Source organism: Actinoallomurus vinaceus, from assembly GCF_039542055.1.
Taxonomy (GTDB): Bacteria; Actinomycetota; Actinomycetes; order Streptosporangiales; family Streptosporangiaceae; genus Actinoallomurus; species Actinoallomurus vinaceus.
Window position 1 is genome coordinate 960,207 of the sequence record NZ_BAABHK010000001.1, and the last position, 23,027, is coordinate 983,233.

Annotated in this window: 29 protein-coding genes; all 29 read left to right on the forward strand. The window is 67.9% G+C overall.

Annotated features, from left to right (window positions below; all coding sequences use genetic code 11):
• Positions 1–42 precede the first annotated feature (42 nt).
• The 29 genes from ABEA24_RS04355 (at position 43) to ABEA24_RS04495 (ending at position 23,002) form a co-directional block, all read left to right on the forward strand.
• On the forward strand, positions 43–3,918 hold the full coding sequence (locus tag ABEA24_RS04355; protein ID WP_345429298.1) for a DNA-directed RNA polymerase subunit beta': 3,876 nt from the start codon (positions 43–45) through the stop codon (positions 3,916–3,918).
• A gap of 261 nt (positions 3,919–4,179) precedes the next feature.
• Positions 4,180–6,528, forward strand: a complete 2,349-nt coding sequence (locus tag ABEA24_RS04360) for a hypothetical protein (protein WP_345429299.1) — start codon at positions 4,180–4,182, stop codon at positions 6,526–6,528.
• A gap of 458 nt (positions 6,529–6,986) precedes the next feature.
• On the forward strand, positions 6,987–7,361 hold the full coding sequence (gene rpsL, locus ABEA24_RS04365; protein ID WP_019632621.1) for a 30S ribosomal protein S12: 375 nt from the start codon (positions 6,987–6,989) through the stop codon (positions 7,359–7,361).
• A 1-nt stretch (position 7,362) separates the two neighbouring features.
• Positions 7,363–7,833, forward strand: a complete 471-nt coding sequence (rpsG, locus tag ABEA24_RS04370; protein ID WP_345429300.1) for a 30S ribosomal protein S7 — start codon at positions 7,363–7,365, stop codon at positions 7,831–7,833.
• A gap of 40 nt (positions 7,834–7,873) precedes the next feature.
• Positions 7,874–9,985 carry an elongation factor G gene (fusA, locus tag ABEA24_RS04375; protein WP_345429301.1) on the forward strand — a complete coding sequence of 704 codons (2,112 nt, stop codon included), beginning with the start codon at positions 7,874–7,876 and terminating at the stop codon, positions 9,983–9,985.
• 77 nt (positions 9,986–10,062) lie between these two features.
• Complete coding sequence (gene tuf, locus ABEA24_RS04380) at positions 10,063–11,256, forward strand: elongation factor Tu (protein WP_345429302.1); 1,194 nt, start codon at positions 10,063–10,065, stop codon at positions 11,254–11,256.
• A gap of 102 nt (positions 11,257–11,358) precedes the next feature.
• On the forward strand, positions 11,359–11,667 hold the full coding sequence (rpsJ, locus tag ABEA24_RS04385; protein WP_345429303.1) for a 30S ribosomal protein S10: 309 nt from the start codon (positions 11,359–11,361) through the stop codon (positions 11,665–11,667).
• 14 nt (positions 11,668–11,681) lie between these two features.
• Entirely contained in the window at positions 11,682–12,329 is a 648-nt protein-coding gene (rplC, locus tag ABEA24_RS04390) for a 50S ribosomal protein L3 (RefSeq protein WP_345429304.1), read from the forward strand.
• Complete coding sequence (gene rplD, locus ABEA24_RS04395) at positions 12,330–12,944, forward strand: 50S ribosomal protein L4 (protein ID WP_345429305.1); 615 nt, start codon at positions 12,330–12,332, stop codon at positions 12,942–12,944.
• Positions 12,941–13,240: a 50S ribosomal protein L23 gene (rplW, locus tag ABEA24_RS04400; RefSeq protein WP_252780425.1), complete on the forward strand. Its 300-nt coding sequence runs from the start codon at positions 12,941–12,943 to the stop codon at positions 13,238–13,240. The genes rplD and rplW overlap by 4 nt, the downstream gene beginning before the upstream one ends.
• Before the next feature lie 41 nt (positions 13,241–13,281).
• Positions 13,282–14,115, forward strand: a complete 834-nt coding sequence (rplB, locus tag ABEA24_RS04405) for a 50S ribosomal protein L2 (RefSeq protein WP_345429306.1) — start codon at positions 13,282–13,284, stop codon at positions 14,113–14,115.
• A gap of 9 nt (positions 14,116–14,124) precedes the next feature.
• Positions 14,125–14,406, forward strand: a complete 282-nt coding sequence (gene rpsS, locus ABEA24_RS04410; protein ID WP_345429307.1) for a 30S ribosomal protein S19 — start codon at positions 14,125–14,127, stop codon at positions 14,404–14,406.
• Between the two features lie 37 nt (positions 14,407–14,443).
• Positions 14,444–14,824 carry a 50S ribosomal protein L22 gene (gene rplV, locus ABEA24_RS04415; protein ID WP_345429308.1) on the forward strand — a complete coding sequence of 127 codons (381 nt, stop codon included), beginning with the start codon at positions 14,444–14,446 and terminating at the stop codon, positions 14,822–14,824.
• Complete coding sequence (gene rpsC / locus ABEA24_RS04420) at positions 14,824–15,690, forward strand: 30S ribosomal protein S3 (protein ID WP_345429309.1); 867 nt, start codon at positions 14,824–14,826, stop codon at positions 15,688–15,690. The genes rplV and rpsC overlap by 1 nt, the downstream gene beginning before the upstream one ends.
• Before the next feature lie 7 nt (positions 15,691–15,697).
• Complete coding sequence (gene rplP / locus ABEA24_RS04425) at positions 15,698–16,117, forward strand: 50S ribosomal protein L16 (protein ID WP_252780460.1); 420 nt, start codon at positions 15,698–15,700, stop codon at positions 16,115–16,117.
• Entirely contained in the window at positions 16,117–16,365 is a 249-nt protein-coding gene (rpmC, locus tag ABEA24_RS04430) for a 50S ribosomal protein L29 (RefSeq protein ID WP_252780978.1), read from the forward strand. Before rplP ends, rpmC begins: the two co-directional genes overlap by 1 nt.
• On the forward strand, positions 16,358–16,630 hold the full coding sequence (gene rpsQ, locus ABEA24_RS04435; protein WP_252780482.1) for a 30S ribosomal protein S17: 273 nt from the start codon (positions 16,358–16,360) through the stop codon (positions 16,628–16,630). Before rpmC ends, rpsQ begins: the two co-directional genes overlap by 8 nt.
• Positions 16,631–16,709: 79 nt before the next feature.
• Positions 16,710–17,078, forward strand: a complete 369-nt coding sequence (rplN, locus tag ABEA24_RS04440) for a 50S ribosomal protein L14 (protein WP_252780494.1) — start codon at positions 16,710–16,712, stop codon at positions 17,076–17,078.
• Complete coding sequence (gene rplX, locus ABEA24_RS04445; protein ID WP_345429310.1) at positions 17,078–17,392, forward strand: 50S ribosomal protein L24; 315 nt, start codon at positions 17,078–17,080, stop codon at positions 17,390–17,392. The genes rplN and rplX overlap by 1 nt, the downstream gene beginning before the upstream one ends.
• Positions 17,392–17,967 carry a 50S ribosomal protein L5 gene (rplE, locus tag ABEA24_RS04450; protein WP_345429311.1) on the forward strand — a complete coding sequence of 192 codons (576 nt, stop codon included), beginning with the start codon at positions 17,392–17,394 and terminating at the stop codon, positions 17,965–17,967. The genes rplX and rplE overlap by 1 nt, the downstream gene beginning before the upstream one ends.
• Before the next feature lies 1 nt (position 17,968).
• Entirely contained in the window at positions 17,969–18,154 is a 186-nt protein-coding gene (locus tag ABEA24_RS04455) for a type Z 30S ribosomal protein S14 (protein WP_252780511.1), read from the forward strand.
• A 107-nt stretch (positions 18,155–18,261) separates the two neighbouring features.
• Positions 18,262–18,660, forward strand: coding sequence for a 30S ribosomal protein S8 (gene rpsH / locus ABEA24_RS04460; RefSeq protein ID WP_345429312.1), 399 nt, complete (start codon positions 18,262–18,264; stop codon positions 18,658–18,660).
• Positions 18,661–18,676: 16 nt separating this feature from the next.
• Positions 18,677–19,213, forward strand: coding sequence for a 50S ribosomal protein L6 (gene rplF / locus ABEA24_RS04465; RefSeq protein ID WP_345429313.1), 537 nt, complete (start codon positions 18,677–18,679; stop codon positions 19,211–19,213).
• A 2-nt stretch (positions 19,214–19,215) separates the two neighbouring features.
• Complete coding sequence (rplR, locus tag ABEA24_RS04470) at positions 19,216–19,602, forward strand: 50S ribosomal protein L18 (protein WP_345429314.1); 387 nt, start codon at positions 19,216–19,218, stop codon at positions 19,600–19,602.
• Between the two features lie 46 nt (positions 19,603–19,648).
• Positions 19,649–20,257, forward strand: a complete 609-nt coding sequence (gene rpsE, locus ABEA24_RS04475; RefSeq protein ID WP_345429315.1) for a 30S ribosomal protein S5 — start codon at positions 19,649–19,651, stop codon at positions 20,255–20,257.
• Positions 20,254–20,436, forward strand: a complete 183-nt coding sequence (gene rpmD / locus ABEA24_RS04480; protein WP_345429316.1) for a 50S ribosomal protein L30 — start codon at positions 20,254–20,256, stop codon at positions 20,434–20,436. Before rpsE ends, rpmD begins: the two co-directional genes overlap by 4 nt.
• Position 20,437: 1 nt before the next feature.
• Positions 20,438–20,890, forward strand: a complete 453-nt coding sequence (rplO, locus tag ABEA24_RS04485; protein WP_345429317.1) for a 50S ribosomal protein L15 — start codon at positions 20,438–20,440, stop codon at positions 20,888–20,890.
• Positions 20,891–21,047: 157 nt separating this feature from the next.
• Complete coding sequence (gene secY, locus ABEA24_RS04490) at positions 21,048–22,349, forward strand: preprotein translocase subunit SecY (protein ID WP_345429615.1); 1,302 nt, start codon at positions 21,048–21,050, stop codon at positions 22,347–22,349.
• Positions 22,349–23,002 carry an adenylate kinase gene (locus tag ABEA24_RS04495; RefSeq protein WP_345429318.1) on the forward strand — a complete coding sequence of 218 codons (654 nt, stop codon included), beginning with the start codon at positions 22,349–22,351 and terminating at the stop codon, positions 23,000–23,002. Before secY ends, ABEA24_RS04495 begins: the two co-directional genes overlap by 1 nt.
• The last annotated feature ends 25 nt before the right edge of the window (positions 23,003–23,027 follow it).

Below are 23,027 nucleotides of genomic sequence, written 5' to 3' on the forward strand. Positions count from 1 at the left end.
GCCTCGGAATCGGCATACGACAACAGGGGACTGGTTAACAAAGTGCTCGACGTCAACTTCTTCGACGAGCTGCGGATCGGCCTGGCCACGGCTGACGACATCCGGCAGTGGTCGCACGGCGAGGTCAAGAAGCCGGAGACGATCAACTACCGGACTCTCAAGCCGGAGAAGGACGGGCTCTTCTGCGAGAAGATCTTCGGTCCGACCCGGGACTGGGAATGCTACTGCGGTAAGTACAAGCGCGTCCGCTTCAAGGGAATCATCTGTGAGCGCTGCGGCGTCGAGGTGACCCGCGCCAAGGTCCGGCGTGAGCGGATGGGCCACATCGAGCTGGCCGCGCCCGTGACGCACATCTGGTACTTCAAGGGTGTGCCGAGCCGGCTGGGCTACCTGCTCGACCTGGCGCCCAAGGACCTCGAGAAGATCATTTACTTCGCGGCGTACATGATCACGCATGTCGACACCGAGATGCGTGAGCGCGACCTGCCGTCGCTGGAGGCCAAGGTCTCCGTGGAGCGGCAGCAGCTCGAGCAGCGCCGTGACGCCGACATCGAGTCCCGGCAGAAGAAGCTCGAGGCCGACCTGGCCGAGCTCGAGGCCGCCGGGGCAAAGGGTGACCAGCGTCGCAAGGTGCGTGAGGGCGCCGAGCGGGAGATGAAGCAGATCCGCGACCGGGCGCAGCGTGAGATCGACCGGCTCGACGAGGTCTGGAACCGCTTCCGCAACCTCAAGGTCCAGGACCTCGAGGGCGACGAGCTGCTCTACCGCGAGATGCGCGACCGTTTCGGCCGCTACTTCGAGGGCGGCATGGGCGCCGCGGCGATCCAGAAGCGCCTGGAGAACTTCGACCTCGACGCCGAGGCCGAGCGGCTGCGGGAGACCATCCGCAGCGGCAAGGGCCAGAAGAAGGCCCGCGCCCTCAAGCGCCTCAAGGTCGTCTCCGCGTTCCTCAACACCCGCAACAGCCCGCGGGGCATGGTGCTCGACTGCATCCCGGTGATCCCGCCGGACCTGCGCCCGATGGTGCAGCTCGACGGTGGCCGGTTCGCGACGAGCGACCTCAACGACCTGTACCGCCGGGTCATCAACCGGAACAACCGGCTGAAGAGGCTGCTCGACCTCGGCGCGCCCGAGATCATCGTCAACAACGAGAAGCGGATGCTGCAGGAGGCCGTCGACGCGCTGTTCGACAACGGCCGCCGCGGCCGGCCCGTCACCGGGCCGGGCAACCGTCCGCTCAAGTCGCTGTCCGACATGCTCAAAGGTAAGCAGGGCCGGTTCCGTCAGAACCTGCTCGGCAAGCGTGTCGACTACTCCGGCCGTAGCGTCATCGTCGTCGGCCCGCAGCTCCGGCTCCACCAGTGCGGTCTGCCCAAGCAGATGGCGCTGGAGCTGTTCAAGCCGTTCGTCATGAAGCGGCTGGTCGACCTCAACCACGCGCAGAACATCAAGAGCGCCAAGCGCATGGTCGAGCGGGCCCGCCCGGCCGTGTGGGACGTGCTGGAAGAGGTCATCACCGAGCACCCGGTGCTGCTCAACCGGGCGCCGACGCTGCACCGCCTGGGCATCCAGGCCTTCGAGCCGCAGCTGGTCGAGGGCAAGGCCATCCAGATCCACCCGCTCGTCTGCACCGCGTTCAACGCGGACTTCGACGGTGACCAGATGGCCGTGCACCTGCCGCTGTCGGCCGAGGCCCAGGCCGAGGCGCGCATCCTGATGCTCTCGACCAACAACATCCTCAAGCCGTCCGACGGCAAGCCGGTCACCATGCCGACCCAGGACATGGTCATCGGTCTGTTCTGGCTGACGACGGAGAAGGAAGGCGCCGACGGCGAGGGCCGCGCGTTCGCCAGCATCTCCGAGGCGATCATGGCCTACGACCGGGGCGACCTGCACATCCAGGCCAAGATCAACCTCCGGCTCAAGGACGTCCCGCCGCCGCGTGGCTGGGTCGCCCCCGAGGGCTGGGAGACCGGTCAGCCGATCCGTCTCGAGACGACGCTCGGCCGGTCGCTGTTCAACGAGGCCCTGCCGCCGGACTACCCGTTCGTCAACTACGAGGTCGGCAAGAAGCAGCTGTCGGCGATCGTCAACGAGCTGGCCGAGACCTACCCGAAGGTCGATGTCGCGAACGCGCTGGACGCGCTGAAGGACACCGGCTTCCGGTGGGCCACCCGGTCCGGCGTGACCATCGCGATCGACGACGTCATCGCCCCGCCGAACAAGGCGGAGATCATGGCGTCGTACGAGCGGCGGGCCGACAAGGTCCAGCGCGAGTACGACCGCGGTCTGATCACCGACGACGAGCGCCGTCAGGAGCTCATCGAGATCTGGACCCACGCCACGGCCGACGTCGCCAAGGACATGGAGGCGGCCTTCCCCGCCACCAACCCGATCTGGATGATGATCAACTCCGGTGCGCGTGGTAACCCGCTGCAGCTCCGGCAGATCGCCGGTATGCGTGGTCTGGTCTCCAACCCGAAGGGTGAGACCATCCCGCGGCCGATCAAGTCGTCCTTCCGCGAGGGCCTGTCCGTGGTCGAGTACTTCATCGCCACGCACGGCGCCCGTAAGGGTCTGGCCGACACCGCCCTGCGTACCGCCGACTCGGGTTACCTGACCCGTCGTCTGGTGGACGTCGCGCAGGACGTGATCGTCCGCGAGGACGACTGCGGCACCGACCGTACGATCAAGTTCGCGATCGCGACCAAGGGCGCCGACGGCACGCTCACCAAGGTGGCCAACTCCGAGAACAGCCTCGTCGGGCGCAACCTCGCGAACGACATCGAGGTGGACGGCACCGTCCTGTTCACGGCGGGCACGGACCTCAACGACGTGGTGCTCACCCGCCTCATCGAGGTGGGCATCGACGAGGTGCGCACCCGCTGCGCGCTGGTCTGCGAGTCCAAGATCGGTGTCTGCGCGATGTGCTACGGCCGTTCGCTGGCCACCGGCAAGCTCGTGGACGTCGGCGAGGCGGTCGGCATCATCGCCGCCCAGTCGATCGGTGAGCCCGGCACCCAGCTGACGATGCGGACCTTCCACACCGGTGGTGTGGCAGGTGTCGACATCACGCACGGTCTGCCGCGTGTCCAGGAGCTGTTCGAGGCGCGTATCCCCAAGGGCGTCGCGCCGATCAGCGAGGTGGCCGGCCGTATCCGCATCGACGAGACCGAGAAGACCCGCAAGATCGTGGTCATCCCGGACGACGGTGGCGAGGAGATCGCCTACCCGGTGCCGATGCGGTCGCGGCTGAAGGTCCAGGAGGGCGAGCACGTCGAGGTCGGGCAGCAGCTCATCCAGGGCGCGATCAACCCGCACGAGGTGCTGCGCATCCTCGGCCCGCGCGCGGTCCAGCTGCACCTGGTCGACCAGGTGCAGGAGGTCTACCGGTCGCAGGGTGTGTCGATCCACGACAAGCACATCGAGATCATCGTTCGGCAGATGCTGAAGCGGGTCCAGGTGCTGGAGTCCGGCGACACCGACATGCTGCCCGGCGTCGAGCTGGTCGAGCGGCCGAAGTTCGAGGAGCTCAACCGCGCCGTCGTCGCCGAGGGCGGTCAGCCCGCGGTCGGCCGGCCGCAGCTCATGGGCATCACGAAGGCGTCGCTGGCCACCGAGTCGTGGCTGTCGGCGGCCTCCTTCCAGGAGACGACGCGGGTCCTCACGGACGCGGCGATCCACGCCAAGTCCGACCCGCTGGTCGGCCTGAAGGAGAACGTCATCATCGGTAAGCTCATCCCGGCCGGTACCGGCATGCCGCAGTACCGCAACATCCGGGTCGAGCCCACCGAAGAGGCCAAGGCCGCGGTCTACTCCGTCGGGTCCTACGACGAGGGCGCCGAGTACGCCTTCGGTCAGGGCTCCGGCGAGGCCGTTCCGCTGGAGGAGTACGACTTCGGTCAGTACAACCGCTAGTTTCCAGCCAGGCCAGGGGCCGCCTCCGGGTTTCCGGGGGCGGCCCCTCGCCCTTTTCCGCCACAACCGCGTACGAGGCCGGTGATTTGCGGTCATGCCGGTGACCAGGCAGTCTGGTGCGGTGAACCAGCGGAGGACGCATCGGCCGGTGGCCGACGACCTGACCAGGAGCGCCGTGCGACGGCGCTCTTCGGGCGAGGTCGTGCGGCCGGCGTGCCGAAGGCGAGTCGCCCGCGGAGCCGGCGCTGAAGGAGCCCGACGATGACCGAGCAGAACGGCAGCCAGGGATCCCACTGGCCACCGCCCGAGCAGCCAGGATCGTCCGAATCGCCGGACAGCGACAAGAACGCGGCCCCGGGCGGGCAGGAGCAGCCGAAGGACGCGGCGCCGCCGGTGCCCGAGGAGCCGTCCGAGGACGTCCTCGAGTCGGGCCGCACCGTCATGTTCGGCGCCCCGCGGCGCCCCATCACTCCGCCCGCGCCCGCCGAGGGCGAAGACAAGGGCGAGAGCGACGCGAGCACGTCCGGTGCCGCCGGCGAGCAGGCACCGCCGCCGTACGGGACCACAGGACAGCCGGGGACGTACGGCCAGCCGGGCACGCCGCCCGCCTATGGCACCCCCGGGGCACCGCCCCCGCCGCCTCCCTACGGTCAGCAGCCGTACGGTCAGCCGGGCACGCCCCCGCCGTACGGCCAGCAGCCCTATGGTCAGCAGCCCTACGGCCAGCCGGGTGAGCAGCCCCCGCCGCCGTACGGCCAGCAGCCTTACGGTCAGCCGCAGGCCGGTCAGCAGCCGTACGGGCAGCCGGGCACACCGCCGCCCTACGGTCAGGCCCCGTACGGCCAGCCGGGCACGCCTCCGCCGTACGGTCAGCAGCCCTACGGGCAGCCTGGCGAGCAGCCCTCTCCGTACGCCTCACCGGGCCAGCAGCCCGGCTCGCCCTACGGCGCGCCTGGCGAGCAGCCCGGCTCCCCGTACGGCCAGCCCGGCCAGCAGCCGGGCTCGCCCTATGGTCAGCAGGGGGAGCCGTCGGCGTCGCCGTACGGGCAGCCTGGCGAGCAGCCGGGCACGTCGTACGGCTCGCCGGGCGAGCAGCCGGGTTCGTCCTACGGTCAGCCGGGCCAGCAGCCCGGGTCGCCCTACGGACAGCAGCCGTACGGGCAGTCGCCCGCGGGCCCGTCCTCATACGGTCAGGCGCCCGGTGAGCAGGGCGGGCAGCAGCAGCCGTCGTACGGCGAGCCCGGGCCCTACGGGCAGCCCGGATACTCCCAGCCGTACGGTCAGCAGCCCTTCGGCCAGAGCGCTCCCGCGTTCGGCGAGCCGGGCGGGTCCTCGACCCCGTCGCCGGGTACGGAGGAGGACGAGGCCGAGCGCACCTCGGTCGTGCCACCAGGGGGCGGGTTGGTCGGGCAAGACCGGGAGGTCGGTCGGGGTGGGTTGGTCGGGCAAGATTTGACCGGCGAACACCAGGCTCCGCCCGCGGACGGTGGCTTCGGCGCTGCGGCGACCACGGCCTTCCGGCCCTCCGAGGCCGAGGACGGCACCGGGAGCACGGGCGAGCACCTGCCTCCGTCGTCGTTCGGCGCGGCGTCTCCGGCGGCCGGCGGCACCGACCGGCCTCAGCCGCCCTCCACGATGCTGGACCGGCCGCTCGACGCGGAGTCCTCCGGCGGCGAGCAGCCGTCGCGGACGGGCGACGCACCGGCCTTCGGCGCTCCCGCGGGCGACGTCCCCGCGTACGGCGTCCCGGGTGCGGGCGAGTCCGCGCCGAGCGGCTCTCAGCCGAGCGACGACCAGAGCGATGACGAGAGCGGCGGCACGGAGCGCACGATGCTCGTGCCTCCTCCGGAGGCGGGCTTCGCGGCCCAGAGCCGTGTCGACGAGGATCCCCGTCCGTACGGCTCGGACCAGCCTCCTGGCGCGGCGCCGGACATCGACGGCATCAGCACCACCGCCTTCGGCCAGCCGTCGGCTCCCACGCCCTCCTCGGCCGGGGAGCAGCCGCCGTACGGCGGGCAGCCCGTCGGGGAGTCCGGTCCGATCCCGTGGGCGCCTCCGACACCCGGTGGCGAGTCCGGCGGGGGTCCGCAGCACGACTCCGGCCCGCAGCCCGCGCCGCAGGGCTTCCCGCAGCAGGGCTACGGTCAGCCGGCCTACGGCCAGCAGCAGGGGTACGGCCAGCAGCAGGACTACCGGCAGCAGGGCACCGGCCCACAAGGCCAGGGGCAGCAGGCCTACGGCCAACAGGGGTACGGCCAGCAGCCGGGTTACGGTCAGCCTGGTCAGCAGGCGCCCGGTCAGCAGGGTTATGGCCAGCCCGGTCAGCAGCAGCCCGGTCAGCAGCAGCCCGGTCAGCAGCAGCCCGGTCAGCAGCAGCCCGGTCAGCAGCAGGCCGGCCAGCAGGGCTACGGCCAGCCGCAGGCGTACGGGCAGCAGCAGCCGTCGCCGTACGGCGGGCAGCAGTCCTTCGGCCAGGAGGGCGGCTTCCCCGGCTACGGCCAGGCCCAGTCCTCCCGAGAGGACGAGTCGCGGCGCAAACTCTTCATCGCCCTCGGCGCGGGCACGGTGGTGCTGGTGATCCTCATCATCGTGCTGATCCTCGCCTTGTGAGCCCGGAGGCTCGGGGTCGCCTCTTTCCCCGAGCGGACGGGTAGGACAGAATGCCGACGGGAACATCCGTCGGCATTCTGGCGTTCTCACTGTGAACGTCCCCCGGCGATTTTCGGCGTGGCGGGGCTTGTTTTGACCTCGCGCGTGGGTGTTAGGTAGTCTCTCCCTTCGTGCCCGCGGGTTCGCGGGTTCAGCGTGCGTGCACAACCGGTCGTGGTGGCCGCCCTTGCGTGGTGGCGAGCCTGACCAGCGTGCGGTACGGATTCGACTCCCCCGAGTTCGTCGGCCTGTCATGGGCCGCCGGAGATGTGGCGGGCGCGACACGCCCGACCACGGGGGTGGGGGACGAGGATAAAACTGCAGGTCCTGGCCGCGTAAGTGGTTCGCGACCTGGAGTCGTGCGAGAGCACGACAGCCAACCAGACTTACCGGCTCGGTACGAGGAAGACGGAGACGCGGTGCCCACGATCCAGCAGCTGGTCCGCAAGGGCCGCCAGGACAAGGTGACCAAGAACAAGACCCCGGCGCTCAAGGGGAGCCCGCAGCGCCGTGGAGTCTGCACGCGCGTCTACACGACGACGCCCAAGAAGCCCAACTCGGCGCTTCGCAAGGTCGCCCGTGTCCGGCTGACGAGCGGGATCGAGGTCACGGCCTACATCCCCGGCGTCGGACACAACCTGCAGGAGCACTCGATCGTGCTCGTGCGCGGTGGCCGTGTGAAGGACCTCCCCGGTGTTCGGTACAAGATCATCCGGGGGTCGCTCGACACCCAGGGTGTTCGGAACCGGAAGCAGGCGCGCAGCCGCTACGGCGCGAAGAAGGAGAAGAGCTGACATGCCTCGCAAGGGTCCCGCAGGCAAGCGCCAGCTGATCGCTGACCCGGTGTACAACTCACCGCTGGTCACCTCGCTGGTCAACAAGGTCCTGCTCGACGGTAAGCGGTCGATCGCGCAGCACATCGTGTACGACGCCCTCGAGGGGTGCCGCGAGAAGACCGGCAACGACCCGGTCGTGACGCTGAAGCGCGCGCTCGACAACGTGAAGCCGACCCTCGAGGTCCGCAGCCGGCGTGTCGGCGGTGCCACCTACCAGGTGCCGGTCGAGGTGCGCCCGGCCCGCAGCACCACGCTGGCGCTGCGTTGGCTGGTGCTGTACGCCCGGCAGCGCCGCGAGAAGACGATGACCGAGCGGCTGATGAACGAGCTGCTCGACGCGAGCAACGGCCTCGGCGCGAGTGTCAAGAAGCGCGAGGACACCCACAAGATGGCGGAGTCCAACAAGGCCTTCGCGCACTACCGCTGGTAATCCCAGCATTTAGTCGTACGAGACAACGAGGACGCGAGAAGTGGCTACCAAGACCGGCGTAGACCTGGCCAAGGTCCGGAACATCGGGATCATGGCCCATATCGACGCGGGCAAGACCACCACCACCGAGCGGATCCTGTACTACACCGGCGTCAACTACAAGATCGGTGAGGTTCATGAGGGCGCTGCCACCATGGACTGGATGGAGCAGGAGCAGGAGCGCGGCATCACGATCACGTCTGCCGCGACCACCTGTCACTGGACGGTTGACGACGTCGATCACACCATCAACATCATCGACACGCCCGGTCACGTCGACTTCACCGTCGAGGTGGAGCGTTCGCTGCGCGTCCTCGACGGTGCCGTGGCGGTGTTCGACGGCGTCGCCGGTGTCGAGCCGCAGTCGGAGACGGTCTGGCGACAGGCCGACCGCTACAACGTGCCGCGGATCTGCTTCGTCAACAAGCTGGACCGCGTAGGCGCGGAGTTCCACCGCTGCGTCGACATGATCGTGGACCGGCTGCACGCCACGCCGCTGGTGCTGCAGATCCCGATCGGCGCCGAGGCCGACTTCAAGGGTGTCGTGGACCTGGTCCGCATGAAGGCCCTGGTGTGGAGCGCCGAGGCCGCCAAGGGCGAGATGTACGACGTCGTCGACATCCCCGACACGCACCTCGACGCCGCGCGTGAGTGGCACGACAAGCTGGTCGAGACGCTGGCCGAGGCCGACGACGAGATCATGGAGCTGTACCTCGAGGGGCACGAGCCCACGACGGAGCAGCTGCTCCCGGCCATCCGCCGGGCCACGATCGCGGGCAACCTCACCCCGGTCACGTGCGGCACCGCGTTCAAGAACAAGGGCGTTCAGCCCCTGCTCGACGCGATCGTCAACTACCTCCCCTCGCCGCTCGACGTCGAGGCCATCAAGGGCCACGACATGCGCGACGAGGAGAAGGTGATCGAGCGCAAGCCGAGCGAGGACGAGCCGTTCGCGGCGCTGGCGTTCAAGATCATGAGCGACCCGCACCTCGGCAAGCTGACCTTCATCCGCGTCTACTCGGGCGTGCTGGAGTCCGGTTCCTCGGTCCTGAACAGCGTGAAGGACCGCAAGGAGCGCATCGGCAAGATCTACCGCATGCACGCGAACAAGCGTGAGGAGATCGAGCGCGTGGGCGCCGGCGACATCGTCGCGGTGATGGGTCTCAAGCAGACCACCACCGGCGAGACGCTGTGCGACGACAAGAACCCGGTCATCCTGGAGTCGATGACCTTCCCCGCGCCGGTCATCAACGTCGCGATCGAGCCGAAGACAAAGGCCGACCAGCAGAAGCTGGGCACCGCGATCCAGCGGCTCGCCGAGGAGGACCCGTCCTTCCAGGTGCGGACCGACGAGGAGACCGGCCAGACCATCATCTCCGGCATGGGCGAGCTGCACCTCGAGGTGCTGGTCGACCGCATGAAGCGCGAGTTCAAGGTCGAGGCCAACGTCGGCCGGCCGCAGGTCGCCTACCGCGAGACCATCCGCCGCAAGGTGGAGAAGGTCGAGTACACCCACAAGAAGCAGACGGGTGGCTCCGGCCAGTTCGGTCGCGTGATCATCGACCTGGAGCCGCTCGGCGGCGGTAGCGACGGCTACGAGTTCGAGAACAAGGTCACCGGTGGCCGCATCCCGCGGGAGTACATCCCGTCGGTGGACGCGGGCTGCCAGGAGGCGGCCGAGTTCGGCGTGCTCGCCGGCTACCCGCTCGTCGGCGTCAAGGTGACGCTGCAGGACGGTGCCTACCACGACGTCGACTCCTCGGAGCTGGCGTTCAAGATCGCCGGTTCCATGGCGTTCAAGGAGGCGGCCCGCAAGGCCGACGCCACGCTGCTGGAGCCGATGATGGCCGTCGAGGTGACGACGCCCGAGGACTACATGGGCGACGTCATCGGCGACCTGAACGGCCGGCGCGGCCAGATCCAGGAGATGGGCGAGCGTTCCGGCGTCCGCGTCATCAAGGCGATCGTCCCGCTCTCGGAGATGTTCGGCTACGTGGGTGACCTGCGCAGCAAGACCCAGGGCCGGGCTGTGTTCACCATGCAGTTCGACTCCTACGCCGAGGTTCCGGGGAACGTCGCGCAGGAGATCATCGCCAAGGCGCGGGGCGAATAACCGCACCGCGGCACCAGACCAACCACTGAAGGAATGCGGTCGTCAAGACGGCCGAGGATCGTAACAAGGAGACACCGGTGGCCAAGGCCAAGTTCGAGCGGACGAAGCCGCACGTAAACATCGGCACCATTGGACACATCGACCACGGTAAGACCACGCTTACCGCGGCGATTACCAAGGTGCTCCATGACAAGCACCCCGACCTCAACCCCTTCACGCCGTTCGAGGACATCGACAAGGCGCCGGAGGAGCGCGAGCGGGGCATCACGATCTCGATCGCCCACGTCGAGTACCAGACGGAGAAGCGTCACTACGCTCACGTCGACTGCCCGGGTCACGCCGACTACATCAAGAACATGATCACGGGTGCCGCGCAGATGGACGGCGCGATCCTGGTCGTGGCGGCGACCGACGGCCCGATGCCGCAGACCAAGGAGCACGTGCTCCTGGCCCGCCAGGTCGGCGTGCCGTACATCGTCGTGGCCCTCAACAAGGCCGACATGGTCGACGACGAGGAGATCCTCGAGCTCGTCGAGCTGGAGGTCCGTGAGCTGCTCTCCGAGTACGAGTTCCCGGGCGACGACGTTCCGGTCGTCCGCGTCTCGGCGCTCAAGGCGCTCGAGGGCGACGCCGAGTGGGGCGCGAAGATCGCCGAGCTCATGGACGCCTGCGACGAGAACATCCCGGAGCCGGTCCGTGAGACCGACAAGCCGTTCCTGATGCCGATCGAGGACGTCTTCTCGATCACCGGTCGCGGCACCGTCGTCACCGGCCGTATCGAGCGTGGCGTCGTCAACGTCAACGAGACGGTCGACATCATCGGCATCAAGGAGACCGCGACCAGCACCACGGTCACCGGTGTCGAGATGTTCCGCAAGCTGCTCGACCAGGGCCAGGCGGGCGACAACGTCGGCCTGCTCCTGCGCGGCATCAAGCGGGAGGACGTCGAGCGCGGCCAGTGTGTCATCAAGCCGGGCACGAACACCCCGCACACCGAGTTCGAGGCGCAGGTCTACATCCTGTCCAAGGACGAGGGTGGCCGGCACACGCCGTTCTTCAACAACTACCGTCCGCAGTTCTACTTCCGGACCACGGACGTGACCGGCGTCGTGCACCTGCCTGAGGGCACCGAGATGGTCATGCCGGGCGACAACACCGAGATGCGTGTCGAGCTCATCCAGCCGATCGCGATGGAGGAAGGCCTCCGCTTCGCGATCCGCGAGGGCGGCCGCACCGTCGGCGCCGGCCGTGTGACCAAGATCATCAAGTAGTACCACCGCGAGGCGGCGGCCGGGCTCGCCACAGAGCCCGGCCGCCGCACCGCGAGATAGCAGACCCAGCGGCACTAGGAAGCAAAGGACACCGAGGCCACCATGGCGGGACAGAAGATCCGCATCCGGCTCAAGGCCTACGACCACGAGATCATCGACACTTCGGCGCGCAAGATCGTCGAGACGGTGACGCGCACGGGCGCGAAGGTCGCCGGCCCGGTGCCGCTGCCGACCGAGAAGAACGTGTACTGCGTCATCCGCTCGCCGCACAAGTACAAGGACAGCCGCGAGCACTTTGAGATGCGCACGCACAAGCGGCTGATCGACATCATCGATCCGACGCCCAAGACGGTCGACTCGCTCATGCGGCTCGACCTGCCGGCCGGCGTCGACATCGAGATCAAGCTCTAAGGACGCATCGAGAGATGAGTAAGCAGAGAAAGGGCGTCCTGGGCGAGAAGCTCGGCATGACCCAGGTCTTCGACGATGAGGGCCGGATCGTGCCGGTAACCGTCGTCCAGGCTGGGCCGTGCGTCGTCACCCGGGTCCGTACGCCGGAGGCCGACGGCTACTCCGCCGTCCAGTTCGGCTACGGCCAGATCGACCCGCGCAAGGTCAACAAGCCCCTCACCGGGCACTTCGAGAAGGCCGGCGTCACGCCGCGCCGTCACCTCGTTGAGCTGCGCACCGACGACGCCACCGAGTACGAGCTCGGCCAGGAGATCACCGTCGAGGTGTTCGAGGCGGGCCAGCGGATCGACGTCACCGGCCGCAGCAAGGGCAAGGGCACCGCGGGTGTCATGAAGCGCCACGGCTTCAAGGGCCTCAGCGCGTCACACGGTACCCAGCGCAAGCACCGTTCGCCGGGTTCGATCGGCGGGTGCGCCACTCCGGGCCGCGTGTTCAAGGGCCTGCGCATGGCCGGTCGGCACGGCAACGCCCGTATCACCGTCCAGAACCTCACCGTGCACGCCATCGACACCGAGAAGAACCTGCTGCTGATCAAGGGCGCGGTTCCCGGTCCGAACGGCGGCCTCGTCCTGGTTCGCACCGCCGCGAAGGGGGCGAAGTAAGTGACCACCAAACTGGAGATCGAGCTGGCCCCGGAGCTTTTCGAGGCCAAGGTCAACGTGCCGCTGATCCACCAGGTGGTCGTGGCACAGCTGGCCGCCGCTCGTCAGGGCACGCACAAGACCAAGACCCGCGGTGAGGTCTCCGGTGGCGGCAAGAAGCCGTACCGGCAGAAGGGCACCGGTCGCGCTCGTCAGGGCTCCACCCGTGCGCCGCAGTTCGCCGGCGGTGGCATCGTCCACGGCCCGCAGCCGCGCTCGTACGAGCAGAAGACGCCGAAGAAGATGAAGGCGGCCGCGCTGCGCGGCGCGCTGTCGGACCGCGCCCGGTACGGCCGCGTGCACGTGGTGTCGAACCTGATCGAGGGCGACACGCCGAAGACCAAGACGGCGCTGAGCGCGCTGCGCGGGATCACCGAGTCGGAGAAGGTCCTCCTGGTGCTCGACCGCGAGGACGAGCTCACCTGGAAGAGCCTGCGCAACGTTCCCGAGGTCCACGTGATCGTCGAGGACCAGCTCAACACCTACGACGTGCTCTGCAGCGACGAGGTGGTGTTCACCGAGGCCGCGTACCAGGCGTTCGTGAGCCGTGCGAGCGGGAAGGAGAGCGCGAAGTGAAGATCGCCGACCCGCGCGACATCCTCATCGCGCCCGTGATCTCCGAGAAGAGCTACGGGCTGCTCGATGAGAACAAGTACACGTTCGAGGTCCGCACCGACGCCAACAAGACCCAGATCCGGCAGGCCGTCGAGGCCGTCTTCGGGGTCAAGGTGACGGGCGTGAACACCATCAACCGGCAGGGCAAGCGCAAGCGCACCCGGTTCGGTTATGGCAAGCGCAAGGACACCAAGCGGGCCATCGTGAGCCTGGCCGACGGTGAGCGGATCGACATCTTCGGAGGCCCGGTCTCCTGACCGGGGCACCGAAGAGACGAAATAAGGGATGAACGAAAAAGATGGGCATCCGTAAGTACAAGCCGACGACCCCGGGCCGTCGTGGTTCGAGTGTGGCCGACTTCGTCGAGGTCACCCGGACCGAGCCCGAGAAGTCGCTCGTGCGTCCGCTCCCGAAGAAGGGCGGCCGTAACACGCACGGCCGCATCACCGCCCGGCACCAGGGCGGCGGTCACAAGCGCTCGTACCGCGTCATCGACTTCCGGCGCGCCGACAAGGACGGCGTCCCGGCGAAGGTCGCGCACATCGAGTACGACCCGAACCGCACCGCGCGGATCGCGCTGCTGCACTACGCCGACGGGGAGAAGCGCTACATTCTCTGCCCGACCGGCGTGAAGCAGGGCGACCGCATCGAGAACGGTCCGGCCGCCGACATCAAGCCGGGCAACTGCCTGCCGCTGCGCAACATCCCGACCGGTACGGTCGTGCACGCCATCGAGCTGCGGCCGGGCGGCGGCGCCAAGCTGGCCCGGTCGGCCGGCTCCGGCGCGCAGCTGCTGGCCAAGGAGGGCAAGTACGCCACGCTGCGCATGCCCTCCGGTGAGATGCGCATGGTCGACGTCCGCTGCCGCGCCACCGTCGGTGAGGTCGGCAACTCGGAGCAGTCGAACATCAACTGGGGTAAGGCCGGCCGTATGCGATGGAAGGGCAAGCGCCCGACCGTCCGCGGTGTGGCGATGAACCCGATCGACCACCCGCACGGTGGTGGTGAGGGCAAGACGTCCGGTGGTCGTCACCCGTCGAGCCCCTGGGGCAAGCCCGAGGGCCGCACCCGTAAGGCGAACAAGCCGTCCGACCGGCTGATCGTCCGTCGTCGTAGCAAGAAGAAGCGGTAGGAGCCCACGATGCCACGTAGCCTTAAGAAGGGCCCTTTCGTGGACGGCCACCTCATGAAGAAGGTGGACGTGCAGAACGAGAAGGGCACCAAGAACGTCATCAAGACGTGGTCGCGTCGCTCCATGATCGTTCCCGACATGCTCGGGCACACGATCGCCGTGCACGACGGCCGCAAGCACGTTCCGGTGTTCGTCACCGAGGCCATGATCGGTCACAAGCTCGGGGAGTTCGCCCCGACGCGGACGTTCAAGGGCCACATCAAGGAAGACCGCCGCAGCCGCCGAGGCTGAGCGAAACCGCAGAAGGTACGAGAGCGAGGAAACAGCGATGGAAGCCAGGGCCCAGGCGCGGTACGCCCGCGTCACGCCCAGAAAGGCCCGCCGCGTGGTGGACCTCATCCGTGGCCTGCCGGCCACGGAGGCTCAGGCGGTGCTGCGGTTCGCCCCTCAGGCTGCGAGCGAGCCGGTGTACAAGGTGCTCTCGAGCGCCATCGCCAACGCCGAGCACAACAACCAGCTCGAGGCCGACACGCTCTGGGTGAGCCGGGCGTGGGTCGATGAGGGACCGACGCTGAAGCGCTACCAGCCGCGGTCGATGGGGCGCGCGTACCGCATCAACAAGCGGACGAGCCACATCACGGTCGTGGTCGAGTCGCGGCCGGAGGGCGAGAAGTCCAACGGTCGTAAGAAGACGAGGAGGACCCGCTAGTGGGGCAGAAGATCAACCCGCACGGGTTCCGGTTGGGCATCACCACCGACTTCAAGAGCCGGTGGTACGCCGACAAGCTGTACAAGGACTACGTCAAGGAAGACGTGGCGATCCGCCGGATGCTGACCCGCGGCATGGACCGCGCCGGCATCTCGAAGGTCGAGATCGAGCGCACCCGTGACCGCGTCCGCGTCGACATTCACACCGCCCGTCCCGGCATCGTCATCGGCCGGCGGGGCGCGGAGGCCGACCGTATCCGCGGCGACCTCGAGAAGCTGACCGGCAAGCAGGTCCAGCTGAACATCCTCGAGGTCAAGAACCCGGAGGTCGACGCGCAGCTCGTCGCCCAGGGCGTCGCCGAGCAGCTGTCCAGCCGGGTCGCGTTCCGCCGTGCGATGCGTAAGGCCATCCAGAGCGCCATGAAGAGCGGCGCGAAGGGCATCAAGGTCCAGTGCGGCGGCCGCCTCGGCGGCGCCGAGATGTCGCGCTCGGAGTTCTACCGCGAGGGCCAGGTGCCCCTGCACACGCTCCGCGCGGACATCGACTACGGCTTCTACGAGGCCCGGACCACCTTCGGCCGGATCGGCGTGAAGGTCTGGATCTACAAGGGCGAGGCGCCGACGAGCCGCGCCGAGCGCGAGGCGCAGCAGGCCAAGGAGCGGGCCGCCGGTGGCGGTCGCCGCGAGCGGCCGCAGCGTCGTGGCGGCGGTGGCGGTGGCGGCGGTGGCCGTCGTGGCGAGCGTGGTGGCGACCGCGGTGGTGACCGCGGCGGTCGGCAGCAGCAGCAGCCGGCGAGCGCGCCCACCGGCGCCGAGCAGCAGTCCAACGAGGCGGCCACTCCGTCCAGCACGGGTGAGGGGAGCTGAATTACCAATGCTGATCCCTCGCAGGGTCAAGCACCGCAAGCAGCACCACCCGAAGCGGCGTGGGATGGCTAAGGGCGGCACGAAGGTCACCTTCGGCGAGTACGGCATTCAGGCCGTCGAAGGCGCCTACGTGACCAACCGGCAGATCGAGGCCGCTCGTATCGCCATGACCCGGCACATCAAGCGTGGCGGCAAGGTGTGGATCAACATCTACCCCGACCGCCCGCTGACCAAGAAGCCGGCCGAGACCCGGATGGGTTCCGGTAAGGGCTCGCCGGAGTGGTGGATCGCCAACGTCAAGCCGGGGCGCGTGATGTTCGAGCTGGCCGGTGTGCCCGAGCCCCTGGCTCGTGAGGCGCTCCGCCGCGCGATGCACAAGCTCCCGATGAAGTGCAAGTTCGTGAAGCGTGAAGTGGGTGAGGCGTGATGGCCAAGGGCCTTACCGCTGACGATCTGCGGACCCAGCCCGAGGCTGAGCTCGTCACCAAGCTCAAGGAGGCGAAGGAGGAGCTGTTCAACCTCCGCTTCCAGGCGGCGACGGGCCAGCTCGAGACTCACGGACGGCTTCGGGAAGTGAAGCGGGAGATCGCCCGCATCTACACCGTGATGCGGGAGCGTGAGCTCGGCATCGTCGAGTTCGCCGAGGAGCCCGTGGAGGAGTCCACCGATGAGTGAGCAGAACACCGAGACGCGGAACTACCGCAAGATCCGTGAGGGTCTCGTGGTCAGCGACAAGATGGACAAGACCGTCGTCGTCGCCGTCGAGGACCGCGTCAAGCACCCGCTGTACGGCAAGATCATTCGCCGTACGACGAAGTACAAGGCGCACGACGAGGCCAACGCCTGTGGCGTCGGCGACCGGGTTCGTCTCATGGAGACCCGCCCGATGTCCGCCACCAAGCGGTGGCGCGTCGTGGAGATCCTTGAGAAGGCCAAGTAACTGGCAGTCGCCGCCAAGCGGCTGAGGATCGAATCCGCCAGGCTCATAACGAGAACCGGCGTGAAATACAGGAGTAGACGTGATCCAGCAGGAGTCGCGACTCAAGGTCGCCGACAACACGGGTGCCAAGGAGATTCTGTGCATCCGCGTTCTCGGCGGCTCGGGTCGGCGCTATGCGGGCATCGGTGACATCATCGTCGCCACCGTGAAGGACGCCCTTCCCGGTGCCGGCGTCAAGAAGGGTGATGTCGTTAAGGCCGTCGTCGTACGCACCCGCAAGGAGCGGGGCCGTCCCGACGGCTCCTACATCCGCTTCGACGAGAACGCGGCCGTCCTGATCAAGGACGGCGGCGACCCGCGCGGCACGCGCATCTTCGGCCCGGTCGGCCGGGAGCTGCGTGAGAAGCGGTTCATGCGCATCATCTCGCTGGCGCCGGAGGTGCTGTGATGAAGATCAAGAAGGGCGACGAGGTCGTCGTCATCGCCGGCAAGGACAAGGGTGCGACCGGGAAGGTCATCCTGGCCGACCCCAAGCGCGAGCGCGTGGTCGTCGAGGGCGTGAACATGGTGAAGCGCCACTCCAAGGAGACCAACTCGGGCCCGCGTGGCGCCAAGGAAGGCGGGGTCGTCACCAAGGAGGGGCCGATCGACGTCAGCAACGTGATGTTGCTGGAGAACGGCAAGCGCACTCGCGTCGGCTACCGCATCAACGAAGACGGCACGAAGGTCCGTATCTCGCGCCGTACCGGTAAGGAAATCTGATGACCGCCGACACGACTACGCAAGAGACCCCGCAGCCGCGGCTCAAGCTGCGCTACCGCGAGGAGATCGCGAAGGCGCTGAAGGAAGAGTTCGGCTACGCCAACGTCATGCAGATCCCGGGCGTGACCAAGGTCAAGGTCAACATGGGCGTCGGTGACGCCGCCCGCGACTCGAAGCTCATCGAGGGCGCGGTGCGCGACCTGACGACCATCACGGGCCAGAAGCCCGCGGTCGCCCACGCGAAGAAGTCCATCGCGCAGTTCAAGCTGCGCGAGGGCATGCCGATCGGCGCCCACGTGACGCTGCGCGGCGACCGCATGTGGGAGTTCCTCGACCGGCTGCTCTCGCTGGCGCTGCCCCGGATCCGTGACTTCCGCGGCCTGTCGCCGAAGCACTTCGACGGCAACGGCAACTACACGTTCGGGCTCACCGAGCAGGTGATGTTCCACGAGATCGACCCCGACAAGGTCGACCGCCAGCGCGGCATGGACATCACGATCGTCACCACCGCGAAGACCGACGACGAGGGCCGGGCGCTCCTGCGAGCCCTGGGCTTCCCGTTCAAGGAGAACTGAGATGGCGAAGAAGGCTCTGATCGCCAAGGCGAACCGGAAGCCCAAGCACGCCGTGCGCGCCTACACTCGGTGCTCGCGGTGCGGGCGTCCGCGTGCCGTCTTCCGCAAGTTCGGCCTGTGCCGGATCTGCTTCCGGGAGATGGCGCACCGCGGCGAGCTGCCCGGCATCACCAAGTCCAGCTGGTAACAACCGGCTTCTCGATAATGACCGACCGGGCGCCTGGACAAAGGCGCCCACGACCGCGTCGTAGGTCCAGCAGTTACGGAAACCGCGGCGAGGAGGGCCAGTAGGCCATGACGATGACCGACCCGATCGCAGACATGTTGACGCGTCTGCGGAACGCGAATTCGGCATACCACGACACCGTGGGCATGCCGTACTCGAAGATCAAGGCGCACATCGCCGAGATCCTCCAGCAGGAGGGTTACATCTCGGGATGGAGCGTCGAGGACGCCGAGGTCGGCAAGAAGCTCGTAGTCGACCTCAAGTTCGGTCCGAGCCGGGAGCGCTCGATCGCCGGACTCAAGCGGGTGTCCAAGCCGGGCCTGCGGGTCTACGCGAAGAAGGACAACCTGCCGAAGGTCCTCGGTGGTCTCGGCGTCGCGATCATCTCGACGTCCTCCGGCCTCATGACCGACAAGCAGGCCGGCAAGCACGGCGTGGGCGGGGAAGTCCTCGCCTACGTCTGGTGAGGGGAGGGACACAAGCATGTCGCGCATTGGACGTCTGCCCATTCCCGTCCCCAGCGGCGTCGACGTCAAGGTCGATGGCCAGGAGGTCACGGTCAAGGGCCCCAAGGGCGAGCTGAAGCACACGGTGGCCCGGCCGATCGACGTCGTCCAGGAGGACGGCGAGATCAAGGTCGGCCGCCCCAGCGATGAGGGTCCGATCCGTGCGCTGCACGGGCTCACCCGGTCGCTGATCAACAACATGGTCATCGGCGTGACGCAGGGCTACAGCAAGACGATGGAGATCGTCGGCGTCGGCTACCGCGTTCAGGCCAAGGGCAGCAACCTCGAGTTCTCGCTCGGCTTCAGCCACTCGATCACGGTCGAGCCCCCGGCGGGCATCACCTTCCGTGTCGAGCGGCCGACCCAGTTCGTGGTCGAGGGCATCGACAAGCAGAAGGTCGGCGAGGTCGCCGCGAACATCCGCAAGCTGCGCAAGCCCGACCCGTACAAGGGCAAGGGCGTGCGGTACCAGGGTGAGCAGATCCGCCGCAAGGTCGGAAAGGCTGGTAAGTAGACATGGCTGCGAGCAAGACTCAGGTCCGTTCGCGGACCGCTTCGCGCGCCGCGTCGCGGACCCGCCGGCACCTGCGCGTCCGCAAGAAGGTCCAGGGCACGCCGCAGCGGCCGCGCCTGGTCGTGACGCGTTCGACCAAGCACATGTTCGCGCAGATCATCGACGACCTGGCCGGTCACACGCTGGCGTCGGCGTCCACGCTGGACGACACGCTCCGTACGGCCGAGGGCGACAAGACCGCCAAGGCGCGCAAGGTCGGCGAGCTCCTCGCCGAGCGGGCGCGCGAGGCGGGCATCAGCGCGGTGGTCTTCGACCGCGCCGGGCACCGCTACCACGGCCGCATCGCGGCCCTGGCCGACGGCGCCCGAGAGGGCGGGCTGGAGTTCTGATGGCCCGCGTATCGCACCTGATGACGCACGAGAAGAGGAACCACTAATGGCAGCACCACGTCGTGGCGGCGGCGAGCGGCGCGACCGGCGTGATGACCGCCGCGGTGGCGCCGACAAGGGACAGTCGTACATCGAGCGCGTCGTAGCGATCAACCGGGTCGCCAAGGTCGTCAAGGGCGGCCGGCGCTTCAGCTTCACGGCGCTCGTCGTCGTGGGCGACGGCAACGGCACCGTGGGGGTCGGTTACGGCAAGGCCAAGGAGGTGCCCGCGGCGATCGCCAAGGGCGTCGAGGAGGCCAAGAAGCACTTCTTCAAGGTGCCGCGGATCCAGGGCACCATCCCGCACACCAGCCAGGGTGAGGAGGCCGCGGGCGTCGTCATGCTCAAGCCGGCCAGCCCCGGTACCGGTGTGATCGCGGGTGGCCCGGTGCGCGCGGTGCTGGAGTGCGCGGGCATCCACGACGTCCTGTCGAAGTCGCTGGGCTCGTCCAACGCGATCAACATCGTGCACGCGACGGTCGCGGCCCTCAAGCAGCTCAACCGGCCCGAGGAGATCGCGGCCAAGCGTGGGCTGCCGATCGAGGACGTCGCTCCGGCCGCGATGCTCCGTGCCCGCGCCGCGGGCAGCGAGCCCCGGCAGGAGGCGGCATCGTGAGCAACCTGAAGATCACGCAGGTGAAGTCGCAGATCGGTGGCAAGCAGAACCAGCGTGACACCCTGCGAACGCTCGGGCTCAAGCGGATCGGCCACAGCGTCGTCCGTGAGGACCGCCCCGAGGTGGTCGGGATGATCAACACGGTTCGCCACCTCGTGACCGTCGAGGAGGTCGACTGACATGGGCGCAGAGACCCCGCTGAGGCCGCATCACCTGCGGCCGGCGCCGGGCGCCCACAAGGCCAAGACCCGTAAGGGTCGTGGCGAGGCGTCCAAGGGCAAGACCGCCGGACGCGGCACGAAGGGCACGAAGGCCCGTACCACCGTGCCCGTCGGCTTCGAGGGCGGCCAGATGCCGCTGATCCGCCGGGTTCCGAAGCTCAAGGGCTTCAAGAACCCGTTCCGGGTCGAGTACCAGGTCGTCAACGTGGCCAAGATCGCCGAGCTCTTCCCTGAGGGCGGCGAGGTCACGCCGGAGACCCTGGTGGCGAAGGGCGCGGTGCGCGCCGGCCGTCCGGTCAAGATCCTCGGTACCGGTGACATCTCCGTAACGGTTCAGGTCAAGGCGCACGCCTTCTCCGGCTCCGCGAAGGAGAAGATCGCTGGTGCCGGAGGCACGGCCGAAGAGCTGTGAGTCAAAGCCCTTGTGGGATTCGCCCCCGCCGTACGGTGGCGGGGGCGGCAATCCCCGCAAGGGCTGTTAGAGTTCGACCGGCGACACTATCGCCGCAACTTGTGGATCGACTGAGGCCCGTGAGCGGCCCAAGGCCGGAAACCGCGCAGGAGGAATGGTGCTGACCGCGTTCACTCGGGCGTTTCGAACACCCGACCTGCGCAAGAAGCTTCTCTTCACGCTGTTCATCATGGCGGTGTTCCGGCTGGGCTCTCAGCTGCCGGCACCGGGCGTGAACACCGGAGCCGTGCATCGCTGCATCGACACGGTGAGCAAGGGGGCCAACGCCAACGTCTATGGCCTGGTCAACCTGTTCAGCGGCGGTGCGCTGCTGAAGCTCTCAATCTTCGCCCTGGGCATCATGCCCTACATCACGGCGAGCATCATCCTGCAGCTGCTGACCGTGGTGATCCCACGTCTGGAGGCACTCCGTAAGGAGGGCCAGGCCGGGACCACGAAGATCACCCAGTACACCCGTTATCTGACGATCGGGCTGGCGATCCTTCAGGGCACCGGCATCGTCGCCATGGCGAGCACCGGCAACCTGCTGCAGGGCTGCACCGAGGACCTGCTCTGGAACAAGGGCTGGTTCACCATCGTCACGATGGTCATCACGATCACGGCGGGCACCTCGGTGATCATGTGGCTGGGCGAGCTGGTCACCGACCGCGGCATCGGCAACGGCATGTCGATCCTGATCTTCACCCAGGTCGTCGCGGTCTTCCCGTCCGAGTTCTGGAACATCTACAAGACCAAGGGCGGCTTCGTCTTCGCGATCGTGCTCCTGGTGGGCATCGCGATCGTCGCCGGCGTGGTCTTCGTCGAGCAGGCGCAGCGCCGCATTCCGGTGCAGTACGCCAAGCGGATGGTCGGTCGCCGGATGTACGGCGGCACCTCGACCTACATCCCGCTCAAGGTGAACCAGGCGGGCGTCATCCCCGTCATCTTCGCCTCGTCGCTGCTGTACCTCCCGCAGCTGATCGTGCAGATGTGGCACAGCTCGAACCCGGTCGCCACGTTCATCAACAAGTACCTGGTCAAGGGTGATCACCCGATTTACATGGCCCTGTACTTCCTGCTGATCATCTTCTTCACCTACTTCTACGTCGCGATCACGTTCAACCCGACCGAGGTCGCGGACAACATGAAGAAGTACGGTGGCTTCATTCCGGGCATCCGCCCGGGCCGGCCGACCGCCGAGTACCTCGACTACGTGCTCACGCGGATCACCGCGCCCGGTGCCCTTTACCTCGGACTGATCGCGCTGGTGCCGATGGTGGCGTTCGGCATCATCGGTGCGAGCCAGAACTTCCCCTTCGGTGGCACCAGCATCCTGATCATGGTCGGCGTCGGGCTGGACACGGTGAAGCAGATCGAGAGCCAACTCCAGCAGCGTAACTACGAGGGCTTCCTGCGGTAGTGCGTATCGTGCTTGTGGGCCCCCCGGGAGCGGGCAAGGGGACTCAGGCCCAGTTCATCTCATCGCACCTGTCGGTCCCGAAGATCTCGACAGGTGACATCTTCCGCGCCAACGTGAGCGGCAACACCCCCCTCGGCCGCAAGGCCAAGGAGTACATGGACCGCGGTGACCTCGTCCCGGACGAGGTCACCATCGCGATGGTGCGCGACCGGCTGGCGGAGGACGACGCGCAGGAGGGCTTCCTGCTCGACGGCTTCCCGCGCAACGTGCCGCAGGCGGAGACCCTCAAGAAGATCCTCTCCGAGATGGACCAGCGGCTCGACCTCGTCCTCGAGCTCGTGGTCGAAAACGACGAGGTCGTACGCCGGCTGTCCGGGCGCCGTACCTGCCGCAAGTGCGGCCGGATCTGGCACGTGGCGTTCGACCCGCCGTCCAAGGAGGGCGTCTGCGACGTCTGCGGCGGCGAACTGTTCCAGCGTGACGACGACCGCGAGGAGACCATCAGGCACCGCCTGGAGGTCTACCAGGAACAGACCGCGCCCCTCGCGTCGTTCTACGCCGATGAGGGCATTCTGGTCGGTATCGACGCGACAGGGCCCGTCGAAGAGGTCACCGAGAGGGCGCTCGCCGCGCTTCGTCCGTTCACCGACTGATCCCGGTGGGGGAGGCGCGGCCGGA

Coding starts and splice junctions, on each gene's coding strand:
- ABEA24_RS04360 (WP_345429299.1), top strand. CDS start 4,180: ATGACCGAGCAGAACGGCAGCCAGGGATCCCACTGGCCACCGCCCGAG.
- rpsG (WP_345429300.1), top strand. CDS start 7,363: ATGCCTCGCAAGGGTCCCGCAGGCAAGCGCCAGCTGATCGCTGACCCG.
- rpsJ (WP_345429303.1), top strand. CDS start 11,359: ATGGCGGGACAGAAGATCCGCATCCGGCTCAAGGCCTACGACCACGAG.
- rplC (WP_345429304.1), top strand. CDS start 11,682: ATGAGTAAGCAGAGAAAGGGCGTCCTGGGCGAGAAGCTCGGCATGACC.
- rplB (WP_345429306.1), top strand. CDS start 13,282: ATGGGCATCCGTAAGTACAAGCCGACGACCCCGGGCCGTCGTGGTTCG.
- rpsS (WP_345429307.1), top strand. CDS start 14,125: ATGCCACGTAGCCTTAAGAAGGGCCCTTTCGTGGACGGCCACCTCATG.
- rplV (WP_345429308.1), top strand. CDS start 14,444: ATGGAAGCCAGGGCCCAGGCGCGGTACGCCCGCGTCACGCCCAGAAAG.
- rplP (WP_252780460.1), top strand. CDS start 15,698: ATGCTGATCCCTCGCAGGGTCAAGCACCGCAAGCAGCACCACCCGAAG.
- rpmC (WP_252780978.1), top strand. CDS start 16,117: ATGGCCAAGGGCCTTACCGCTGACGATCTGCGGACCCAGCCCGAGGCT.
- rpsQ (WP_252780482.1), top strand. CDS start 16,358: ATGAGTGAGCAGAACACCGAGACGCGGAACTACCGCAAGATCCGTGAG.
- rplX (WP_345429310.1), top strand. CDS start 17,078: ATGAAGATCAAGAAGGGCGACGAGGTCGTCGTCATCGCCGGCAAGGAC.
- rplE (WP_345429311.1), top strand. CDS start 17,392: ATGACCGCCGACACGACTACGCAAGAGACCCCGCAGCCGCGGCTCAAG.
- ABEA24_RS04455 (WP_252780511.1), top strand. CDS start 17,969: ATGGCGAAGAAGGCTCTGATCGCCAAGGCGAACCGGAAGCCCAAGCAC.
- rpsH (WP_345429312.1), top strand. CDS start 18,262: ATGACGATGACCGACCCGATCGCAGACATGTTGACGCGTCTGCGGAAC.
- rplF (WP_345429313.1), top strand. CDS start 18,677: ATGTCGCGCATTGGACGTCTGCCCATTCCCGTCCCCAGCGGCGTCGAC.
- rplR (WP_345429314.1), top strand. CDS start 19,216: ATGGCTGCGAGCAAGACTCAGGTCCGTTCGCGGACCGCTTCGCGCGCC.
- rpsE (WP_345429315.1), top strand. CDS start 19,649: ATGGCAGCACCACGTCGTGGCGGCGGCGAGCGGCGCGACCGGCGTGAT.
- rplO (WP_345429317.1), top strand. CDS start 20,438: ATGGGCGCAGAGACCCCGCTGAGGCCGCATCACCTGCGGCCGGCGCCG.